Genomic DNA, 19,921 nt, shown 5'->3' on the forward strand with positions numbered 1-19,921 from the left:
TTGTTCCGGCCTTTATTTGTTCTTGAGGTAACGGGCGGCCTTGTCGGCAAACGCCACGCAGGCGGGCTGGTTGCGCTTTTCATCCAGAGTGGACGCAAAAGCGTTCAGCTTGTCCGTCTGGTCCTTGCTGAGCTGGGTGGGGATTTCCACTTCCACCTCCACCAGCATGTCCCCGACTTCAGAACTGCGCAGGGCCTTGACGCCCTTGCCGCGCAGGCGGAAGATCATGCCGTTTTGCGTGCCTTCCGGCAGCTTGATGGTAGCGGCTCCGTCCAGAGTGGGGACTTTCAGCTTGCCGCCGGTGACGGCAAGAGCCAGAGGCACCGGAACGGTGCAACTCAGGTCGTTGCCTTCACGCTGGAAAATGTCGTGCGGCTTCACGTCGATGAACACGTGCAGGTCCCCCGTGGGGCCTCCGTGGACACCGGCGTCCCCTTCCCCGGCAATGCGGAGCTGGCTGCCCGTAGTGACGCCCGCTGGAATGCGGATGGTGATATGGGAGTCCTCCCTCACGCGGCCTTCTCCGTGGCAGACGGGACACGGGTCGGAAATGATTTCCCCGGTGCCGTGGCACGTCGGGCAGGTAGACTGCTGAACAAAAAATCCACTCTGCTGGGTGATGATGCCGCGCCCCTGGCAGGTCGGGCAGGTTTTGAACGCTTCCTTTCCTTCCCTGGCTCCGGAGCCATGGCAGGTTTTGCAGGTTACCAAGCGTTCGATTTCCAGCTGCTTGGTGCAGCCGCGGGCCGCTTCCTCCAGCGTGATATCCAGGTCATAACGCAGGTCGGAGCCGGGCCTTTTGCTGGAACGCTTCTGGCCGCCGCGGGCGCCGCCCCCGAACATGTCCGCAAAGCCTCCCATTCCGGAGAACATCTGGGCGAAGATATCCATCGGGTCCTGGAACCCGCCGCCTCCGGCATAGCCGCCGCCCCCGGTTCCGCCCTGTTCAAAGGCGGCGTGGCCGAAGCGGTCGTAGGCAGCTCTCTTGTCCGCATCGGAAAGCACTTCATAAGCCTCCCCCAGCTCCTTGAACTTTTCCTCCGCGGAGGGGTCGTCCGGGTTGCGGTCGGGGTGGTATTTCAGGGCCAGCTTGCGGTAGGCCTTTTTAATCTCGTCATCTGTGGCGCTTTTGGAAACGCCCAGGATTTCGTAATAATCTTTTTTAGCCATGTGGCGTGAATGTTGGAAAACGGTCAAACTTCGGGCTCGGGTTCCGGCGCATGGGCCACCACGACGTTTGCCGGGCGCAGAAGTCTGTCTTTCAACGTGTAACCTTTGCGGATAACGCGCAGGACGGTTCCCTCCGGCTGGTCGGAAGGCTCGCGCTGGATGGCTTCTTCCGTGGCGTGGTCAAACATGCTGCCCACAACCGGGTCCAAAGCCTGCACACCGTTGGAGGCGAGGAATTCGTCCAACTGCTTCTTCACCATGCTCATGCCCACGTAGATCATGGAGGAGGCATCCGCGCTGGCGGCGGCCATGCCCATTTCAAAATTGTCGATGACGGGCAGGAGTTCCTCCAGCAGGCGCTGGTTGGCAAACTTGGCGCACTCTTCTTTTTCCTTCACCATGCGCTTGCGGTAGTTGTCGTATTCCGCTGCGGTGCGCATGGCGGAATCCCGCCATTTCAACAGTTCCTCTTCCAGTGAAGACACAGCTTCCTGTTCCTCTGCGGCCGCTCCTTCCGCCTGTTCCAGGATTTCCTTTTCCCCGGCATCCGCGTTCTGATTCTGTTCTTCGTCGCTCATGCGGGCACTCTAAATATTTTTACGGTTTGCGTCAACGGCCTGCTAAGACATGTCTGACGTTTGACACGTGATGATGCGCATGCAATGCAACTCCTCTATGCAGAAACGGGAACACATTCCCTCCGAACGGGCTGCCCGCATGGCCGGAAGGCGCGTTCAGAGTACCAGCCGGGAAAGCTTTTCCGCGCATTCCTCCGGCAGTTCCACCACCTTCAGCCGCCCCGTTTCTCCGCGCAGCAGGATGACGGAGGTTTTGGGAATGCCCAGCCAGGAGGCCAGAAAAAGAATGACGGCCTTGTTTGCCCTCCCTTCCACGGGGGGAGCGGCAATGCGCAATTTCAGGGTGCGACCCGTCCGCGGGTCTTCCTCCCAGCCTGCGGCCTCGCTCTTTTTGGCGTTGGGGATGACTTTCAGGGCCAGTTTCATGCCTTTTCCGCTTCCGTTTCCCCCCGCTGCCTTTCCACCAGGTCCGCATACCTGATCAAACGGCCTCCGAACAAATCCAGGGCGCTCCCCACGGTGGCGTCCAGAGCGCCTCCGCTCAAGGCGTCTATTTCTTCAAAGTCCTGTATCCGGCTGATTCCGCCCGCATAAGTCATGGGAATGCGCCGCCATGCGCCGAGCAATTCCACCAATTCCAGGTCGATTCCGGAACACAGTCCCTCCACGTCCGCGGCATGCACGAGAAATTCCGCGCAATGTTCCGCCAGCATGTCCAGCGTGGCTTCCGTCACCCGGAGTTCCGTCAGGGTCTGCCATTTGTTCATGGCTACGGCCCAGCCGCCGGAAACCCTGCGGCAGCTCAAATCCAGCACCAGCCGTTCCGCGCCGACGGCAGAAACAAGGTCCTTCAGCCTTTCCTGCAAAAATTTTCCTTCCGCGTTAAACAGGCAGGACGTGACGATGACGTGGCTGGCTCCCGCTTCAATCCATTGTTCCGCATTTTCCGGAACAATGCCACCCCCCACCTGGAGCCCCCCCGGCCACGCGGCCAGGGCGGAGAGGGCGGCTTCCTCATTGCCGGGGCCCAGTTTGATCACATGACCTCCCGTCAGGCCGTCCCGACGGTAGAGATCCGCATACCACGCCGCATCCCGGTCGGAAACAAAATTGGTACGCAAACCCGCTTCATCCCGTGTCAGGGAACCGCCTACAATCTGCTTCACCCTGCCGTCGTGAAGGTCAATGCATGGTCTGAATCTGGTCACGCGGCCACTTTGCCCCGGCACACCCCGGCAGGTCAAGAAGGGATTCCCGCCGCTTGTGAAAACCCTTCTCCAACATATTTTAAACAAAAACGGCGGATTCATCCGCTTTCCATTAAAAGCTCCTACCCTGTACGTCTTATGAAAAACAAATCAGCCAAAAGCCATATCCTCTCCTATTGTGCCGGAAGCGCCCTGGCGACCCTGGCCTCTTTTTCCGCCGGACAAGCCGCCGCAGACATCCATGCCGGAGAGGCATGGCACACTCCCTGCGGAAACAGAATATTCATCCGGTACGATTCTGCAGGCTTCCCCATCTGGGGCTACAGCCCATGCGGCCGCCCCATTTACGCCTATTCTCCCGGAGGAAAGCCCATTTTCCTCATCAGCGGCATTTACAGCGGATGCCTCGTTCCGGCATGGGCTCCCCGGCCGCACTACCACGGCCTTTCCTGGCCCATGGACGTGCGCCGCGCGTATTTTCTCCCGACGGGCCGCAGACATGCAAGGCCGCTTCCTCCTTCCGGGCTCCGCTGCCGTTCCCGCAGCCCCAGGCCCCGCCCCATCATGCTTCCATCCCGTTTTCACAGGCACCGGTAATATTCTTCCTAAAAATCTTCAACGGTATTTCTCCGCTTCCCGATATCCGCACAGCCTCTTCCATGAGCGCATGATCCATCATCCATTTTCCTGCCTATCCATTCCATCAAGAAATAAGAACAGGCCAATTTAAAAATAGAGAGAAGAAAAACAAAAATAATAAGCCAATGAAAACATCAAACATAAAAACGCTTATCACGGCAGGCGCTTCCTGCATCTTCATCCATTCATCCTATTCGGAACAGACTGCAACCTCCGACACTCCTCAAGTGAAAGAAGAATTGAAGGAGTCTGTCAAGAATATGGAAAATCCGATCTCGCTGGATTACAGGAACGTTAAAACCTGCGAGGAAATGAAAAGTTTGATTGATGATTATATCAAGAAAAATCATGAAGGCCAAATACACCGGGGGACCGGCCTGATCAGAGAGAAGGAGAACGGTAAATACGTACTCGTTTGCGCCACATTCAACAAAGACGACAAGATGTTGATTTTATCATTTGACGTTACAAGCATATTCCATGAACTTCTTCATTCAAGCGACAAAAAAACAAGAGAAGAAATTAAAGAATACATCGCATCTTTGACTTCATAAAATAGGGATTAATAACAGTTTTCCCGCTACAAAATCCGGGATTCCTAGAAATAGGAATCAAGAAAAAACAGTTGACAATCAATTCCTTTAGAAAATAATAAATTTGTTAGTCTATGAAACCGTTCTCTATTTTAATCCTCCTGTTCTCCCTCTGCAGCGCGAATGTCTTTGCCTGGTCCGTCACACTCAGCGGCCCGTCGTATCCCGTGAAGGGTGAAACATATGATTACAGGGCCAGCTACACTCTGGATGAAACCAACAGGCACAAGAATCTGGAAAGAGTCGAGTACCACTGGACGATCGTCGGCGAAGCCGTAACCGCCAAAAAGACGGACAAAAGCAGTTCCGTGGCCAGCGTCACCATGCATGACCTGAACGGCGCCAAGATGCCGGACGACCCTGAAACCTGGCCCGGAGGATATGTTATTTGCATGGTGACGCTATACTTCAAGGACGGGACGAAAGAAAGCAACTCCGACAGAATCAAATTCACCCTGATACCCTGAAGGAGGGATCATTTACAAGCGCCACCATTTGTCAGACACCCGGATCTTCCATTTCCGCCTATTTTGCCGCGGAAAGTCCATACCACCCTTCCCCCAACAGTTTTACCAGCGTGAAGGAATATTTCCCCTTGCGGTTGGGCTCCTTGCTGCGGGAAAGCAGGACGCGGACACGGAGGGCGCCACGGTCATCATTTGCGTCCAGCACCTTGTATGGTGAATTAAGCATTTCCTCGTCAATTTTAAACAGCATGAACAGGCGCTTGCCCATGTCCGACTTCTTGGGTACGTACACCATGGGACGGGCAATGCTGCGGTCATTCGTGCCGTTCATGCCGGGAGCGATCAGCCTGTACGCGTAATCATCCCTGGATTCCGACATGCGGTCCCGGATCATCCAGACCCGGAATTCCCCCATCTCTTCCCCCTTGCCGCGGACAAAGTCCTCCCAGTTCTGCGGCTGGTAGCGGGCGAACTGCTGCCAGTCCAGCTTCCAGAGCCCGTCCTTTTCATCCTGGAAAAAGCAGAATTCCATGTCGGGGGAATCGGTAAAGGCAACCAGAAGCTGGGCGCAGGGGTAGCCCTCCACTTCAAGCAGCACAAATTTTTTAGGGCCTGCGGGACGGCTCAGCATGACTTCCGGCTTGGTCACGGCATAATGTTTGACCATGAGGGGCAGCGCTTCCAGGGAATTCCACACGAAAGAGGATTTCTGCACCATGTCGCCGGAGCTCAAGTATTGCTGGGCCGTCTGGAGGCACTGGCGCAGCAAGTCCTGCCGCTCCATGGGAGGAACGTAATGAGGAGGCCAGAAACTGTAATCCACTTTATCCTTCAAGGCGATATTCACCTTTCCGGAAAGCATTTCCGGCGTGGCGCAAATCCGCGCCGCCTCAGAAGAATCCTTCGCCGCCTGATGCTTGCGGAGCCAGAAAAAGGCTCCTCCTAAAAACACGCCCAGCGCCGCCAGGAAAAAGATCACGGAAAGAATGCGGCTCACGGACGTTCCGCCTGGACGCCCGCGCCCCTCCTTCATCCTGGAAGTAACCGGGGTATTTTCAGATAAATCACTCATTGCAAACCGGGAATATCCGCAAGAAACCCCTGCGGAAGAATGCCCAAACACTACCGGAACGGCGGGGGCAACGCAACGATAAAAAACAGACACATTTTTTTATCCCTTCCGGTGAAAATTGTTTCACTTCTCCGGGGCGGTGATGTACATTGGATGCGACGAGTTTCAAGAGCTCCTACCTAATCTTACCCCCCTCTTAAACACCATGTTTGGATCATTCACTACCGTCCCCGCCCCCAAGGGCAATAAGAACGCGGAACCTTCCCCCAGCTGGATGGACATCGCCAAAGGGCAGGACGCTCCGGAACCGGCCGCGCCCCCCGTTTCCGCTCCCGAATCATACGCTCCCACCACCCGCGTCCAGCAATTGACACGCAACGTGCTGAATTCCGACGTGGAAGTCGTCGGCTCCCTGCGCTTCTCCGACGACCTGCTGATTGACGGTACGGTGGAAGGCGACATTTCTTCCGAAGGCGTCCTTTCCGTCGGCCAGAACGCCGTCATCCGCGCGGAAATCAATACCAAGTCCGTCATCATCCACGGCAAGGTCATCGGCAACGTCACCGTTACGGACCGCGTGGAACTGAAAAGCACGGCGGAACTTGTGGGCGACATTCAGGCCGCCTCCCTGGCGATTGAAGCGGGAGCCATCTTCATCGGCCATTCCACCGTAGGCGCCCCCACCGTAGGCGCTACCGCGCAGAAGCCGCTGCCCGTTTCCTCTTTCTCTCCGGAACCGGAAGCCGCCGCTCCGGCCAGCCAGAGTACGCTGGACATTGATGCGGAATAAACATTCCACCCATCAGCCATTTTCAGGGGCGGCAAAGGAACGCAGGTTCTTTTGCCGCCCCTCCTTGTCCCATGAACACTCCTTTCCATCCCGTGCCCCGGATCTGCCCCCGGCCCTCCGGAAAAATCCGCCAGCCAAGCCCCGCCCCGCCCTGGACGCTCCCGGCGGCAACGGGCGGCAGCCACGCTCCTTCCCGGAACGTGGAATGTTTTGCCTGCCGACGGCGTACCGCCGTTCCCGTTACCGCCGTCTCCGCCAGGTGCAGCCACTGCTCCGCCTATATCAAGCTGGACGACATTACCCTGCACAGCAGGACGCACCGGACCAAGGTACAGACCTGCGGCTGCGTGACCGTGCAGGCGAACGCCGACCTGAAAGGGCTGCATATTGAATGCCGGGATTTGATCCTGAATGGAAAAGCCTCCGGGGACCTGCTGTGCAGCGGCGTCTGCAAAATCAAGGCGGATCAGCATATTTCCGGGACCTTGCGCGCCCGCAGGCTGACCGTGGAAAAAAAGACGGCCGTACTGGTCACGGGAGGCGTACATGTGGAAAACGCCTGGGTACAGGGAACCCTGGAAGGCGCCCTCACGGCGGAAGGTACTGTCACCATCCACCGGCATGCCAAATTTCTTGGTGACATTACGGCGCGCCGCCTTGTCATTGAAGAAGGGGGAATCCACCAGGGTTCCCTCACCAGACTGTCCTGACATGAATCTTCCCATTTCCATCCGCGGCGCCCGCCAGCACAACCTGCAGAATCTGAATCTGGACCTGCCTTCCGGCAAGCTGATCGCCTTCAGCGGTCCTTCCGGCTCCGGCAAGTCCTCCCTGGCGTTCGACACGCTTTTTGCCGAATCCCGCAGACGCTTTCTGGACTGCCTGTCCGCCAGGGCCAGGCAAGGAATCGAACAGCCGGACAAGCCGGACGTGGACAGTATCACGGGACTTCCCCCCGCTCTTTCCCTGGAGCAGTCCGCCCGGCACCAGCATCCCCGGACCCTGCTGGGAAGCATCACGGAAATCCTGGATTACCTGCGCATCCTGTATGCGGCGGCCGGGCGCCCCCACGACCCGGAGACGGGAAAGGAACTGGTCCGGCAAACCCCGGACCAGATTGCGAACGCCCTGGCTACCCTGCCCGAACAAACGCGCCTGGTGCTGACGGCCCCCGCGGAAGCCCTGCTGGCCCAGGACCCCGCCGCCACGCTGGGCGACTTCCAGAGACAGGGCTTTCTGCGCATCTACTGGAACGGGGAAGTGCGGGATATTGAGGAATTAGGGGTTCCGGACGTTCCGGCGGCGGACGCGGCGCTGGTCATTGACCGCATCATTATCCGGGGGGAAAGCTCCTCTTCCCGGCTGGCGGACTCCCTGCAAACCGCACTTCGCATCAATCCGGACGAAGTAAGGGCCGTCATCACCAGGCCGGAAGAGGAACCCGCCGTCCAGGCCTTCCACACCCGCTACCGCAATCCGGAAACGGGATACCTGCTTCCCCAGCTCACGCCGCGCCATTTTTCCTTCAACTCCCCTCTGGGCGCCTGCCCCTCCTGCCACGGCACCGGGCTCAACAAACAGGAAAACGGTCCATGCCCGGAATGCCGCGGGCAAAGGCTCTCCCCGCTGGCACTGGCCGTTACCATGCACACGCCGGACCACGCCTACAATCTGGCGGAACTCACGGCGCTCCCGCTGGAGGACATGGCCGGAGAGACCAAACGGCTGGAAATTCCCGCAACCTTGGCCCCCGCCTTGAATTCCGTGATGGAAGAAGTCAACAAGCGCACCCACTTCCTGAATGAATTGGGGCTGTCCTACCTTTCCCTGGACCGCCAGGCAAACACGCTCTCCGGAGGAGAATTGCAGCGCGCACGGCTGGCTTCCCAATTGGGGGGCGGCCTCTCCGGCGTCCTGTACATCCTGGACGAACCCACGACGGGGCTGCACCCTTCAGACACGGACCGCCTGCTGCGGGCGCTCCAAACGCTGCGCAACCTGGGCAATACGGTGCTTGCCGTGGAACACGACGAACAAATTCTACGCGCTGCGGACCACCTGGTGGACATGGGTCCGGGCTCCGGAGCCAACGGCGGCCATATCCTGGCGCAGGGTTCCCTTCAGGACATCATGGCAAACGCCGAGAGTCCCACTGGGGCATGGCTTTCCGGAACGCGGCAAATGCCAGCACCGCCACGCAGGGCCGCCCCCAGCGGCCAGCTCGTTCTGACACATGCGAACAGGCACAACCTGAACAATATCACGCTACGTCTTCCGCTGGGTACCCTCACCTGCATTTCCGGGCCGTCCGGGTCCGGCAAATCCACCCTGGTGCGGGACTGCCTCATTCCCGCACTTAAAAAGGATTTAAGCGGAAAAAAGGGACTCCCCCCCCTCGTACAGGGTTCGGAACGTCTCAGTCGCCTGGTCATCATCGATCAGGCGCCCATCGGCAAATCCCCGCGCTCCACGCCGGCCACCGCCACGGGACTGCTCAATATATTGCGGCCCCTTTACGCCCAACTGCCCCTCTCCAAGCAACGGGGCTACACGGCGGCGCGCTTCTCCACCAATGTCCGCGGCGGCCGCTGCGAACGGTGCCTGGGAACCGGCATGACAGAAGTGGACATGAATTTTCTGGGCAACGTAACGATGCCCTGCGACGCCTGCCAGGGCCAATGCTACAACCGCGAAACACTGGAAGTAACATGGAAGGGAAAATCCATCGCCCAGGCGCTGGCCCTTACCGTGGATGAAGCGGCGGAATTTTTCGCCACGCTGCCCAAGGCTGCGGCCATTCTGAAAAGCATGAAAGACGTGGGACTGGGCTACCTCAACCTCGACCGCCGGGCGGACACCCTTTCCGGCGGGGAGTCACAGCGCATCAAAATAGCCTCGGAACTCGCCAAGGCGCCGGCCTGGAAACTGGCGGAAGACGACAAGCGCGCCCTGTTCATTCTGGACGAGCCCACAGGGGGGCTGCACTTTAATGAAGTGGAACTTCTCCTGAAGGCCCTTTTCCGGCTGAGGGATGCCGGACACACCGTCCTGTGCGTGGAACACCACCGGGACCTGTTGAATGCGGCGGACCATCTCATCGACATGGGACCGGGCGCCGGAAGGCACGGCGGAAACATCGTCGCGGAAGGAACGCCCGCCGCCGTGGCGGCCATTCCGGAGGCACCCACATCCCGCTGGCTGAATCCCGCTTGAAAACAGGTTTCATCATTATCTTGACGCTGAACAGGATTTTCTCTAGAAGCTAGGAGAATTTCATTCTCATACCTATGTTTTCTTTATCCACTCGTCTCCTGCCAGCGGCACTTCTTGCATGGTGCCTTCTGCCTGAACCGTCATGCGCCACGCCCGTATTCCTGGAAAATGTCTCGGAATCCGGAGGATGGTACGATTGCAACAAGAAAACCAAGTGGACGTGGGGCGACGGTTCCATCCTTGCCCGTCCCTCCGGATATTATAGTTCCGACAATCCCTTTGATAACCAACTCTGCTGGGCAGCAGCAGCTTCCAACGTCCTCCAGTGGTGGCAGGATACCAGAAGCGACCTGCCCCCAACAACGCCCAACGGTAAATCCTCCACTTACGACAACATGCCGGAAGCCTGCCAGTTACGCATTTACCAAGCCATCACGACAAGCTGGAGCAACAAAGGCGGTTCCGTGGAACAGGCTTGGAACTGGTGGTTTAATGGCGACACTCTCCCGGATGTCTTTTTCCCCACCGAGTCCGTAATTCAAGGCGCCTCCGCCCATGAAGGAGGGTACTGGAAAGAACTGAAACTGAACTACGTAGATCCCAATCCGGGAGATGGGATTCCCGGCGACTCTCCTTTATTCGGTTTCTATTCCTTCTGGAACGGCGATGACAAAAACGGCGTTTACAGCATCTTAAGGCAAAGCATCAACAACAATTGGGGGACTACTCTGACGATTGGGAAAGATGGAAGAGGACACGCCATCACCATGTGGGGCTATGATATGGATCCCGATGGAAATTTGATTGTCTATCTGACGGATTCAGACGATTACTCTGTGGGCATGTTCCGGCAGAAAGTCCTTCTGGACAAAGAGAACAACATCTACCTGACCAGCGTGGACGGTGAAGATGACGTATACGACAATACCTATGCCGATGTAGGGCTGACTGGCTGCCAGCTGGGAGAAATACAGAGTTTCAAGGCACCGCTGGGAGACCTCGTTATTCCCGAACCATCCGCTGCGGTACTGTCCTTCTGCGGGCTCTTCCTTTCTCTGTGCCACCGCAGGCGTACGGTGTGATGAGCCGGTCCCAAACCCTTGCCTCTCTTAAAAACGGGCCTTGATTCTTACCGGGCAAATGTGCAGAATAGGCAAACGCACAACTCAGGAGAGCACCAATTGTTCCAATGTTCTCCAGTGCGCATTTGTGAAATGAACGACGCTTCCGACAATCACGGCGACCAGGAAAAATCAGTCTCTACCTATTCCGTCGATATAGAAACCCTCCAGCAGGCGGCCCTGGCGGGAGATCCCCAGGCATTGTTCCAACTGGCTATCAATTATGAACAGGGGCGAGGCGTAGCGGAAAACCAGCAGGAAGCCTTTTACTGCTACCATCAGGCGGCGGAACTGGGCCACGTTACCGCCCAGCTCAACCTGGGATGGGCCTATTCCAATGGCATCGGCGTCCCGCAGGATAACGACAAGGCATTCTACTGGTATCAAAAGGCGGCCCGGCAGGGCCACCCCACAGCCCAGTTCGACCTGGGGTTCTGCTACATCAACGGCCTGGGAGTGGAAAAAGACGAACAGCAGGCCATCAGCTGGTACACGAAAGCGGCGGAACAGGGCCATGCCGTCGCACAGCTCAATCTGGGCTGGATTTATGCAAACAGCAACAGCCAGCGGAACTGGGAACAGGCCGTGTACTGGTACGGTCAGGCGGCGGAACAGGGAGATCCCCGCGCCCAATACAACCTGGCCTGGTGCTACGGCAACGGGAGCGGTACGCCTAAAAACCCGGAAAAAGCCGCCTACTGGTATGAGGAAGCGGCACAGCAGAACCATGCCACGGCCCAGTACAACCTGGGATGGTGCTATGAAAACGGATTCGGCGTTCAGCCCAACCTGGACAAGGCGCTGGTCTGGTACCACAAATCAGCCCTGCAAGGGCAAATCACGGCCCAATATACCCTGGGCTGGTGCTACGGCAACGGACACGGCGTGGAGATGAACATGAGCAAAGCCGTCTACTGGTACACCAAGGCAGCCGAACAGGGGCACAATACGGCCCAGCTCAACCTGGGATGGTGCCACCTGAACGGCAAAGGAACCCCTGTCAATCACGCGGAGGCCCTGAAATGGTACCTGAAAGCAGCCGACCAAGGCAACGCTACCGCCATGTTCAACGTAGGCAACTGCTATGCGCACGGCTACGGCATTGAAGAAAATGACGAAGAAGCAGAAGCCTGGTACCAGAAGGCCATTGCCCACGGCAATAAAAAGGCGGCAAGCGCCCTGCGCCATCTCCATTCAAAACAGGAGAAAAACAAGGAATCCGGCTCCCAAGCCTGAGGTCCCAACCAACCTGCACGAATTCAGTCCTTCTTCAGGAAACCAGGTGGTACTGTTCCTGCACATGTGCCTGTTCTGTAGCAACCCCTCATTCCGGAACACAGCGGTGGTCTCCGTTTTATGGAAACGCATTCCTTAAAAGTGCCATCTGAGGGCGCCCCATTCAAATCCCGCTAACGGCCGGCTCTTTTCCCTCTCCCGGCGCCTTTTCTGGACAGCCGTTCCACAGCTTCAGGCAGGCGGCAGGCGCCGCCGCCGCCCAGTGCCGCGTCTATGTCTTCCAGGTCATGAATCAAGTCAATCACATCCCGGCGCGGGAGGGTTCCGCCTGCGGAAATGCAAAAATGGGTGCGGCAGGCCAGCGGCCTTCCTTCATAAATCATGCATCTCCCCTGTTCGTTCAGAAAAGGGCAGCTTCCGTCCTCCGGCAGTTCCACGCGGGTACGCCCGGCCGCGCGCCATGCCTTCCAGGCCAGCCATGCCTCGCCCAAGGTAACGTGGGGTGTTTCCCCCGTCAGGCGGAAGCGGCAGCAGTCCGCCGTGCCCGTGCAGAAACGCTGCGCACGGGAAGCGCGCCGGGCGCCTTCCTCCAGCAGCAGCCGCACAGCCGCCAACACCTCGGCGGAGGGGGCATTCCCCTCCGCTCTTCCATGACGGCACCTGCCTGACGCCATGTTCAGCAAACGCTACCGGGTCAGGCCGTCGGCCTTCGCCTGGTTCCAGTACGCATATTCGGAACGGTTGAAATCCACGTATTCCGGAGACAAATCCGTCGTGTACACCGTGTGGGAAAACTCACCGCGGTTCAGATGAATATCCACCTGGAACGCAGGGACCTGCACGGCCTGCCGCAAATCGTCGGACGGAGTATCCGCCTGCACGCCGCCCCGGCAGGCGGGCAGCCCGGCAATATCAATGTCGATCTTCTCTTCATCCACCTTCGCGCCGCAATAGCCAACGGCATGAATGATGCGCCCCCAGTTGGGGTCATTCCCGTTCCAGGAACTCTTCACCAGGGAGGATTTGGCAACGGCTTCCGCCGCCTTCCTCGCCTCATCTTCCGTACGGCCTCCGGTCACACGGACAGTCACAAATTTCGTCACGCGCTCCCCGTCCTGCACGATGTGCTTGGCCAGTTCCAGCATCACGTAGGCCAGGGCCTGCTGGAATGTGTAAATGTCTTCCGGGGATTCCAGCTTCACGCCGGATGCTCCGTTCGCCATCACCAGCACCGTATCGTTCGTGCTCATGTCACCGTCAATCGTGATGCAGTTGAAAGAATTTTTCACTCCGGACTGAACGCACAGTTCCAGCACATCGCGGGAAATGCCCGCATCCGTCGTGATGAAGCACAGCATGGTAGCCATGCAGGGATTGATCATGCCGGCCCCCTTGCAGCAGGCGCCGATGCGCACGGGCCTGCCTTGCACCATGAATTCAATGGCGATAATCTTTTCCTTTGTGTCGCTCGTCATCACGGCCTGCGCCACTTCATGCCCCTTCTCGCGGGAAAGGCCTTCCGCCAATTCCGGAAACTTCGGGTAAATGCGCATCATGGGCATCGGCAGGCCAATTACGCCGGTGGAACAGACAGCTACTTCGCAGGGCTTCAATCCCAGAATCTCCGCAATGCGCGTGCATTCCCCTCTGGCGTCTTCCACCCCCCGGGCTCCGGTGCAGGCGTTCGCGTTGCCGCTGTTCGCCACAATGGCGCGGATATCTCCCTTGCGGAGATGCTCCCGGCTCACTTTCACGCAGGCCGCCTGAACGCGGTTCGTCGTAAACGCGCCCGCGGACACGCAGGGTTCCGTGGAATAAATCAGGGCCAGGTCCAGGCGCGTGGCCTCAGGCTTCTTGATGCCGCAGCTCACCGCGCTGCCCAGAAAGCCCTGGGGCGCGCAAACGCCCCCGTCAACCGGAATATAGGATGAATCATTCATCGTCTTGAAGTGTTTTCAGCGTAACAAAAAACTATAATACCCACAAGCCTTCCGTTTCATCAAACCCGCACATGAGGTTGAAGGACTGGACGGCCTGGCCGCCCGCTCCCTTCACCACATTATCCTCAGCACTCATCAGGATCACGCGTTTTGTGCGGGGATCATAGGCCCAGCCAATGTCCACGCAATTCGTGCGGGTCACGTTCTTGGTATCCGCAGGCTGGTTGCGGCCCAGCAGACGTACGAACGGAGCCCCGGCATACGCTTCTTCCAGCAGGCGGCCCACGGAATCGGGATCCGCTCCTTCCTTCACCCGGGCCGTAATGGTGGAGCAAATGCCGGTATTCACGGGGATCAAATGCGGGGTGAAGGACATGACCACCGTTTCCCCGGCAGCCCAGGAGAGTTCCTGTTCAATCTCGCTCAAATGGCGGTGCTTCGGCACGCCGTAGGCATGGAAGCTTTCGTTGCATTCGCAAAACAGCAGGGGGATGCTCGCCTTGCGCCCCGCGCCGCTTACGCCGCTGCCGGAACACACCACCACGTCTTCCGGTTCCAGAATCCCGGCCTTGAACAGAGGGATGAGAGGAAGCAGGATGCTGGTGGGATAACAGCCGGGAGACGCCACAATGCGCGCCCGGGCAATCTCCGCCGCACGCCATTCCGGGAGTCCGTACACGGCCTCCTTCATCAGAGCGGTATCCGGATGGGCGTTCCCGTAATACTCCTCATACACATCCGGGCAATTCAGGCGGAAATCCGCACTCAAATCAATCACGCGCACGCCACGGTCCACCAGCCCGCGGGCATAGGAGGCGGCCACGCCATGCGGCAGAGCAAGAAACGCCACTTCTGCCCCGGTGGCGGCAATGGCCTCCACATCGGAATCCGTAAACCTCAAATCGGAGCCCGGCACCTGCCGGAAACGGGGAAACACCTCCCACAGCGGCTGTCCGGCATATTGGCGGGACGTAGCGCATACCAGCCTGACCCCGCGGTGATTCAGCAGAATGCGCAACAACTCCTGCCCGGTATAGCCACTGGCCCCGACAACTGCTACTTGAACTTGCTTCATGACAAAAAAGGTATGCATTGAAAAAAGACTCTTGCCAACACTAAAGTTTTCCTATATACACCTCGCCGTCGCAAGACACGGCCCCGGTCGGTCCGATTTTATCGGGTTGTAGCGCAGTCTGGTAGCGCACCTGCATGGGGTGCAGGGGGTCGCAGGTTCGAATCCTGTCAACCCGACCACTTTTAACCGCTTTAAGATCAAATACTTAAAGCGGTTTTTTGTTTCCTGTTTCTCAAGACATGTCGTTCGCCGCAGGAAATATGCCAACGTTAGACCGTGTCCTTCTGTTTCCTGCCGAAAAACAGGTTGCAGGCAAACATGCTCTCCGGACCGGCTCAATACACATTTCAACAACCGTGGCACTCAACTGTCCAACGAATGTCCTGGTATTATTTTACAGAAAAATATCAACCGCCATCATTACAGGTTTCACTATATAGCAGTAAATCTTCTCCAGTCCTCTGACGTTCCACACGGGATGATGTTTTTCCGGAATGGGGGCAAATTCCCATCGAAGTGTTATCGGTCGCTGCCGCTTGCCAGGCAAAATAAAAAATACCTTTGGCAAATGGATATATCCCTATTCTACACAGGCGGCAGCGGAGATTTCCCATACTCCATTACAAAAAATAATAATCATGAAAGAAACCACAACCATTAATGGAATTCCGATGGTAATGCAGGATGAATTTTTCATGCATGCCGAAGACACGACCATCCACGTCACAGCGGAGGAAAAAGAAAAATGGAACGCCGGAGGCCAAGGCCCCAAGGGGGACAAAGGTGATAAAGGCGATCCCGGAGCCACAGGCCCACAAGGGCCGCAAGGCCCCAAAGGAGAACCGGGAACGCCGGGACCTGCCGGGGCACAAGGCCCGAAGGGCGACAAGGGCGATCCCGGCCCCGCCGGTCCGGAAGGTCCGGGCGGATCTGGAATTGCTCCGGGCTGCTTCATGTGGTTTTGCGGCTCCACACCGCCGGAGGGCTGGCTGAAATGCAATGGGGCACTGTTGCAGATAAGCCAGTACCCCGCCCTGCACGCAGCCATCGGCACCACTTATGGGGGAGACGGAGCAACTACTTTTGCCATTCCTGACTTAATAAGGGATAACGGCCTGTTCATCCGCGCAGCAACTGGAGACAGGACAATAGGAAGCGTTCAGGGTGATGCAATCCGCAATATCACGGGAAAGGCGGGAGTACATGCATTTGGATATACTAGCGAAGTTCCAGGATATACAGGAGTATTTAAAGGGGGAACAGAAATCGGCAATGCATGGGCACCTAGTAAGACTCCAGGCAACGGTATACCTTTTAATTTTGATGCTTCCCGATCCGTACCTACAGCAGACGAAAATCGTCCTGTAAATATTTCCTTACTGCCTCTTATTAAATATTAATAATCATTAATTGTAAAAACATTAAAAAATAGATGTCTTCTATAGACATATCCTTATACTCTGAAAATGCATGAAACTTTTAAATTTTTTTCATGTAATAAAAATCCTAAAATACTCACTTAAAAAATGAGAAAAAATTCTTCAGGGAAAGAAAGAATCGTTACCTTTGTCAGTTGAAGGAGTTCACTCATCATAGAAATAAATTAATTTTCGGAACTATTTACTTTAGTCTTGTATCAGTCGTTTTGGCTGCCTCTCCCGCCAATTTATTACCGAATATCAGCGTTAGCAACAATGCAATATTCTAACAAGGTTATTCTACATAATTCCGTTAATTTTTAACCGCTGCAAACCTATCGGCTTGCAGCGGTTTTTACTTTACCTACAAAGGAAAAAGCTTTTTGTTAAAAATATTAAAGACAGATTTTTGGGGAGCCACAATGGCTGGCTTTTCATTTTCCATTCCGGAAACGCATCAAAGGTCTGTACACGCTGACGAGCATTACTTATATTTCCGCCGTGAAAAGCATCCTCCTAATCGGCTTGGGCAGCTTTATCGGCGGAGTACTCCGGCACCTTCTTTCCTGCTGCCTGAATGATTCCGTCGTGAAGGGATTTCCCCTCGGGACTCTGGCCGTCAATCTGGCCGGATGTTTTCTGATCGGCATTTTGTACGGCTTTTTTGACCGGGGCACATTGATCAATCAGGAACTGCGCATTTTTCTCACCATCGGGCTGTGCGGAGGCTTTACCACCTTTTCCACCTTCATGAATGAAAATTTCCTGATGGCGCAGGGCGCTCAATTCTTCACGCTGCTTCTCTATGCCGTCCTGAGTCTGGCAGGCGGCTTCCTGGCCGTCTGGCTGGGCTATACGCTGCTTAAGGCGGTATGATTCTGTTCATCCCGTGCCAACCCGGGAACAGGATAAAAGGATGCGCTTCATCAAGCAATCCGCCGGACGGCTGAATCAACTACGGCACGGGATGGGCATCTCACGTTTTCCATACAGCCGGAATAGAGGCTTGCGTCAATTTTATATTGCCTTCCTGGCTGGTAAGTCATATATCCCAGCGGTTCAACCGCCATCATGTACTCATTCACCCTGCCATGCCGCTGATCCATCTTCTGAAATGCCTCGGAGCCCTGTTGACAAGCTGGTGCCTGTTGTGTTCCGGAGCCTCCGCGGCGGATAACGGCAGAATCCTGATGGTGACGGAGGCCACGTTCCCGCCCTATGAGTTCCGGGAGGAAAACGCCATCATGGGCATTGATCCGGAGATCATGCGGGAAGTAGCCAGACGCGCCGGGAAGGAACTGGTGATTGAAGACATGAGCTTCGATTCCGTGATTACGGCCGTGGTTTCCGGCAAGGCGGATGTGGCGGCCTCCGGAATCACGGTGACTCCGGAACGCCGGAAACAAGTGGATTTTTCCATTCCCTACGTGGAGGCGGCCCAGGTGATCATCGTTCCCAAAGGTTCTTCCATCCGGAGCAGGGACGATATCCGGGGCCGGAGAATCGGCGTTCAGCACGGAGCTACGGGGGACATTTACGTCACCCGCAACATCCAGCAGCCGGAACGCTTTCCCAACGGGGCGCTGGCCGTGGCCGCACTGGCGGCAGGCAAGGTGGACCTGGTGGTTATTGACCGGGACCCGGCAAGGATGTACCTGGCCAACCATGATGAGCTGGAAATACTGCCGGAGCCCCTGACCTCGGAAACGTACGCCATTGCCATACGCAAGGGAAACACGGAACTCCTCCAGCACGTCAACAAGGTCATTGCCGACATGCAGGCGTCCGGGAAGCTGGAAGAGATACGGGCCAAATACGCCGCCATGCAGGTCAGGCCTCCCGGTTCATCCGGCGCCCATGCCGCAGGAACCGGTTGGCTGGAAGGCAAGTGGCTGGACCTGAAAGAGTCGTTTGAGGTCAATTTTATTCAGGAAGGACGCTGGAAGTACTTGGCCAACGGTTTTCTGGTTACGGTGGAGATTTCCTTCTTTTCCGTACTTCTGGGCGTTCTGATGGGTTTCGTGGTGGCCGTCATCCGCGCCACCCACGACAAGACGGGAAAGCTCCGTTTCCTGAATGCTCTCTGCAAGCTGTACCTCACGGTCATCCGGGGCACCCCCGTTGTCGTGCAGCTGCTGATCATCTACTTCATCATCTTCGGTTCCGTGGATATCAGCAAGGTGCTGGTGGCTGTGGTCGCCTTCGGCTTCAACTCCGGCGCCTACGTGGCGGAAATCATCCGCGGCGGCATCATGGCCATCGACAAGGGGCAGTTCGAAGCAGGCCGCAGCCTGGGCCTGGGATATGCGCAGACCATGATTTACATCATTCTTCCGCAAGCATTTAAAAACGTGCTGCCCTCCCTGGGGAACGAATTCATCGTGCTCCTGAAGGAAACCAGCGTCTCCGGCTACATCGCCCTTCAGGACCTGACCAAGGGCGGCGACATCATCCGCAGCCAGACCTACACCGCCTTCATGCCCCTGATGGCCGTGGCCCTGATTTACCTGGCCATGGTCATGCTGTTCAGCTGGCTGCTGGGCAAGCTGGAAAGGAGACTGAAAAACAATGAATGAGCCGCCCCAACATACGCCCATGCCCATGTTCCAAATCAGCAATCTGGTGAAGGAGTTTAATGCCGTCCATGCGGTGCACGATGTCACCACGCAGATCAATCAGGGGGAGGTGGTGTTCATCGTAGGCCCCTCCGGTTCCGGAAAGAGCACTTTCCTGCGCTGCCTGAACCTGCTTGAAGAACCCACCTCCGGGGAAATCCGGTTCAAGGGGGAACTTATCAACGCGCCCCATGCGGATGTAAACAAATTCCGGCAGCACGTAGGCATGGTCTTCCAGCATTTCAACCTTTTCCCTCATCTGACCATTCTGGAAAACATCACGATCGCCCCCGTGAAGACGGGCCGCGCCACCAGAAAGGAAGCCACGGCCCAGGCGGAAGCCCTGCTCCAGCGCATCGGCCTGTATGACAAGCGGCATGCCTATCCCCTCCAGCTCTCCGGCGGCCAGAAGCAGCGCATTGCCATCGTGCGTTCCCTGGTCATGAATCCGGACGTCATCCTGTTTGACGAACCGACTTCCGCCCTGGACCCGGAAATGGTGGGGGAAGTCCTTTCCCTGATGAAGGAGCTGGCTAAAGGCGGCCTGACGATGGCGGTCGTCACCCATGAAATAGGATTCGCCCGGGAAGTGGCCACCCGCATTATATTCATGGACAGGGGAAAAATTGTGGAGGAAGGCTCCCCTTCCCAGGTCATCGACCACCCGTCACATCCCAGGCTGAAGGAATTCTTCTCCAAGGTACTTTAAACGGAAGGACAGTCCGGAATCAGGAAAGACCGCGTCCCTGCCCGTCCGGAGCATGGATTCACACAAAAAATGCTTCC

Annotated in this window: 20 protein-coding genes, 1 tRNA gene and 1 pseudogene; 14 read left to right on the forward strand and 8 right to left on the reverse strand. The window is 56.9% G+C overall.

Annotated features, from left to right (window positions below; all coding sequences use genetic code 11):
• Positions 1–12: 12 nt before the first annotated feature.
• The 4 genes from dnaJ to hisA all read right to left on the reverse strand — a co-directional run bounded on the left by dnaJ (position 13) and on the right by hisA (position 2,956).
• Positions 13–1,170 carry a molecular chaperone DnaJ gene (gene dnaJ / locus V3C20_RS01630; protein ID WP_067571328.1) on the reverse strand — a complete coding sequence of 386 codons (1,158 nt, stop codon included), beginning with the start codon at positions 1,168–1,170 and terminating at the stop codon, positions 13–15.
• 23 nt (positions 1,171–1,193) lie between these two features.
• Complete coding sequence (locus V3C20_RS01635) at positions 1,194–1,748, reverse strand: nucleotide exchange factor GrpE (protein WP_067571326.1); 555 nt, start codon at positions 1,746–1,748, stop codon at positions 1,194–1,196.
• A gap of 156 nt (positions 1,749–1,904) precedes the next feature.
• Positions 1,905–2,174, reverse strand: coding sequence for a DUF167 domain-containing protein (locus tag V3C20_RS01640; protein ID WP_130083022.1), 270 nt, complete (start codon positions 2,172–2,174; stop codon positions 1,905–1,907).
• The gene (hisA, locus tag V3C20_RS01645; RefSeq protein WP_130083023.1) at positions 2,171–2,956 is read right to left on the reverse strand and encodes a phosphoribosylformimino-5-aminoimidazole carboxamide ribotide isomerase; all 786 of its coding nucleotides are present in this window, start codon (positions 2,954–2,956) and stop codon (positions 2,171–2,173) included. The genes V3C20_RS01640 and hisA overlap by 4 nt, the downstream gene beginning before the upstream one ends.
• Positions 2,957–3,094: 138 nt before the next feature.
• On the opposite strand from hisA, the gene V3C20_RS01650 reads away from it, so the two are divergent.
• The 3 genes from V3C20_RS01650 (at position 3,095) to V3C20_RS01660 (ending at position 4,655) form a co-directional block, all read left to right on the forward strand.
• Positions 3,095–3,553 carry a hypothetical protein gene (locus V3C20_RS01650; RefSeq protein ID WP_130083024.1) on the forward strand — a complete coding sequence of 153 codons (459 nt, stop codon included), beginning with the start codon at positions 3,095–3,097 and terminating at the stop codon, positions 3,551–3,553.
• A gap of 167 nt (positions 3,554–3,720) precedes the next feature.
• Positions 3,721–4,149, forward strand: a complete 429-nt coding sequence (locus V3C20_RS01655; protein ID WP_130083025.1) for a hypothetical protein — start codon at positions 3,721–3,723, stop codon at positions 4,147–4,149.
• Positions 4,150–4,262: 113 nt separating this feature from the next.
• Entirely contained in the window at positions 4,263–4,655 is a 393-nt protein-coding gene (locus V3C20_RS01660) for a hypothetical protein (protein WP_130083026.1), read from the forward strand.
• Positions 4,656–4,713: 58 nt separating this feature from the next.
• Here the strand turns inward: V3C20_RS01660 and V3C20_RS01665 are convergent, their stop codons facing one another.
• The gene (locus V3C20_RS01665) at positions 4,714–5,727 is read right to left on the reverse strand and encodes a hypothetical protein (RefSeq protein ID WP_330935411.1); all 1,014 of its coding nucleotides are present in this window, start codon (positions 5,725–5,727) and stop codon (positions 4,714–4,716) included.
• A 205-nt stretch (positions 5,728–5,932) separates the two neighbouring features.
• Between V3C20_RS01665 and V3C20_RS01670 the strand changes: the two genes are divergently transcribed.
• The 5 genes from V3C20_RS01670 (at position 5,933) to V3C20_RS01690 (ending at position 12,087) form a co-directional block, all read left to right on the forward strand.
• The gene (locus V3C20_RS01670; RefSeq protein WP_238623766.1) at positions 5,933–6,517 is read left to right on the forward strand and encodes a polymer-forming cytoskeletal protein; all 585 of its coding nucleotides are present in this window, start codon (positions 5,933–5,935) and stop codon (positions 6,515–6,517) included.
• Between the two features lie 71 nt (positions 6,518–6,588).
• A complete protein-coding gene (locus tag V3C20_RS01675; protein ID WP_130083027.1) occupies positions 6,589–7,227 on the forward strand; it encodes a polymer-forming cytoskeletal protein in 639 nt (212 codons plus the stop codon).
• A gap of 1 nt (position 7,228) precedes the next feature.
• Positions 7,229–9,730: an excinuclease ABC subunit UvrA gene (locus V3C20_RS01680; protein WP_130083028.1), complete on the forward strand. Its 2,502-nt coding sequence runs from the start codon at positions 7,229–7,231 to the stop codon at positions 9,728–9,730.
• Between the two features lie 74 nt (positions 9,731–9,804).
• Positions 9,805–10,812 carry a hypothetical protein gene (locus tag V3C20_RS01685; protein ID WP_130083029.1) on the forward strand — a complete coding sequence of 336 codons (1,008 nt, stop codon included), beginning with the start codon at positions 9,805–9,807 and terminating at the stop codon, positions 10,810–10,812.
• A 132-nt stretch (positions 10,813–10,944) separates the two neighbouring features.
• The gene (locus V3C20_RS01690; protein ID WP_130083030.1) at positions 10,945–12,087 is read left to right on the forward strand and encodes a tetratricopeptide repeat protein; all 1,143 of its coding nucleotides are present in this window, start codon (positions 10,945–10,947) and stop codon (positions 12,085–12,087) included.
• 173 nt (positions 12,088–12,260) lie between these two features.
• Here the strand turns inward: V3C20_RS01690 and V3C20_RS01695 are convergent, their stop codons facing one another.
• The 3 genes from V3C20_RS01695 to argC are packed head-to-tail and all read right to left on the reverse strand — an operon-like array spanning position 12,261 to position 15,102.
• Positions 12,261–12,761 carry a YkgJ family cysteine cluster protein gene (locus V3C20_RS01695; protein ID WP_130083031.1) on the reverse strand — a complete coding sequence of 167 codons (501 nt, stop codon included), beginning with the start codon at positions 12,759–12,761 and terminating at the stop codon, positions 12,261–12,263.
• Positions 12,762–12,773: 12 nt separating this feature from the next.
• Positions 12,774–14,027: a bifunctional glutamate N-acetyltransferase/amino-acid acetyltransferase ArgJ gene (argJ, locus tag V3C20_RS01700; RefSeq protein ID WP_130083032.1), complete on the reverse strand. Its 1,254-nt coding sequence runs from the start codon at positions 14,025–14,027 to the stop codon at positions 12,774–12,776.
• A 31-nt stretch (positions 14,028–14,058) separates the two neighbouring features.
• Positions 14,059–15,102 (reverse strand): N-acetyl-gamma-glutamyl-phosphate reductase, encoded by a 1,044-nt coding sequence (argC, locus tag V3C20_RS01705; protein WP_130083033.1) that lies wholly within the window; start codon positions 15,100–15,102, stop codon positions 14,059–14,061.
• Positions 15,103–15,204: 102 nt separating this feature from the next.
• Here argC and V3C20_RS01710 point away from each other — a divergent pair.
• From V3C20_RS01710 to V3C20_RS01730, 6 genes and pseudogenes are all read left to right on the forward strand, one after another.
• Positions 15,205–15,281: transfer RNA gene (locus V3C20_RS01710), tRNA-Pro, on the forward strand.
• A 315-nt stretch (positions 15,282–15,596) separates the two neighbouring features.
• Positions 15,597–16,502 (forward strand): phage tail protein, encoded by a 906-nt coding sequence (locus V3C20_RS01715; protein WP_130083034.1) that lies wholly within the window; start codon positions 15,597–15,599, stop codon positions 16,500–16,502.
• A gap of 519 nt (positions 16,503–17,021) precedes the next feature.
• On the forward strand, positions 17,022–17,396 hold the full coding sequence (gene crcB / locus V3C20_RS01720) for a fluoride efflux transporter CrcB (protein ID WP_130083035.1): 375 nt from the start codon (positions 17,022–17,024) through the stop codon (positions 17,394–17,396).
• Between the two features lie 314 nt (positions 17,397–17,710).
• Positions 17,711–18,325, forward strand: a pseudogene (locus V3C20_RS13410) (transporter substrate-binding domain-containing protein); the annotation flags it as partial.
• 87 nt (positions 18,326–18,412) lie between these two features.
• On the forward strand, positions 18,413–19,096 hold the full coding sequence (locus V3C20_RS13415; RefSeq protein ID WP_342778974.1) for an amino acid ABC transporter permease: 684 nt from the start codon (positions 18,413–18,415) through the stop codon (positions 19,094–19,096).
• A 25-nt stretch (positions 19,097–19,121) separates the two neighbouring features.
• Positions 19,122–19,844, forward strand: coding sequence for an amino acid ABC transporter ATP-binding protein (locus V3C20_RS01730; RefSeq protein ID WP_130083134.1), 723 nt, complete (start codon positions 19,122–19,124; stop codon positions 19,842–19,844).
• Positions 19,845–19,921 lie beyond the last annotated feature (77 nt).

Source organism: Akkermansia sp. RCC_12PD (assembly GCF_036417355.1).
Lineage (GTDB): Bacteria > Verrucomicrobiota > Verrucomicrobiia > Verrucomicrobiales > Akkermansiaceae > Akkermansia.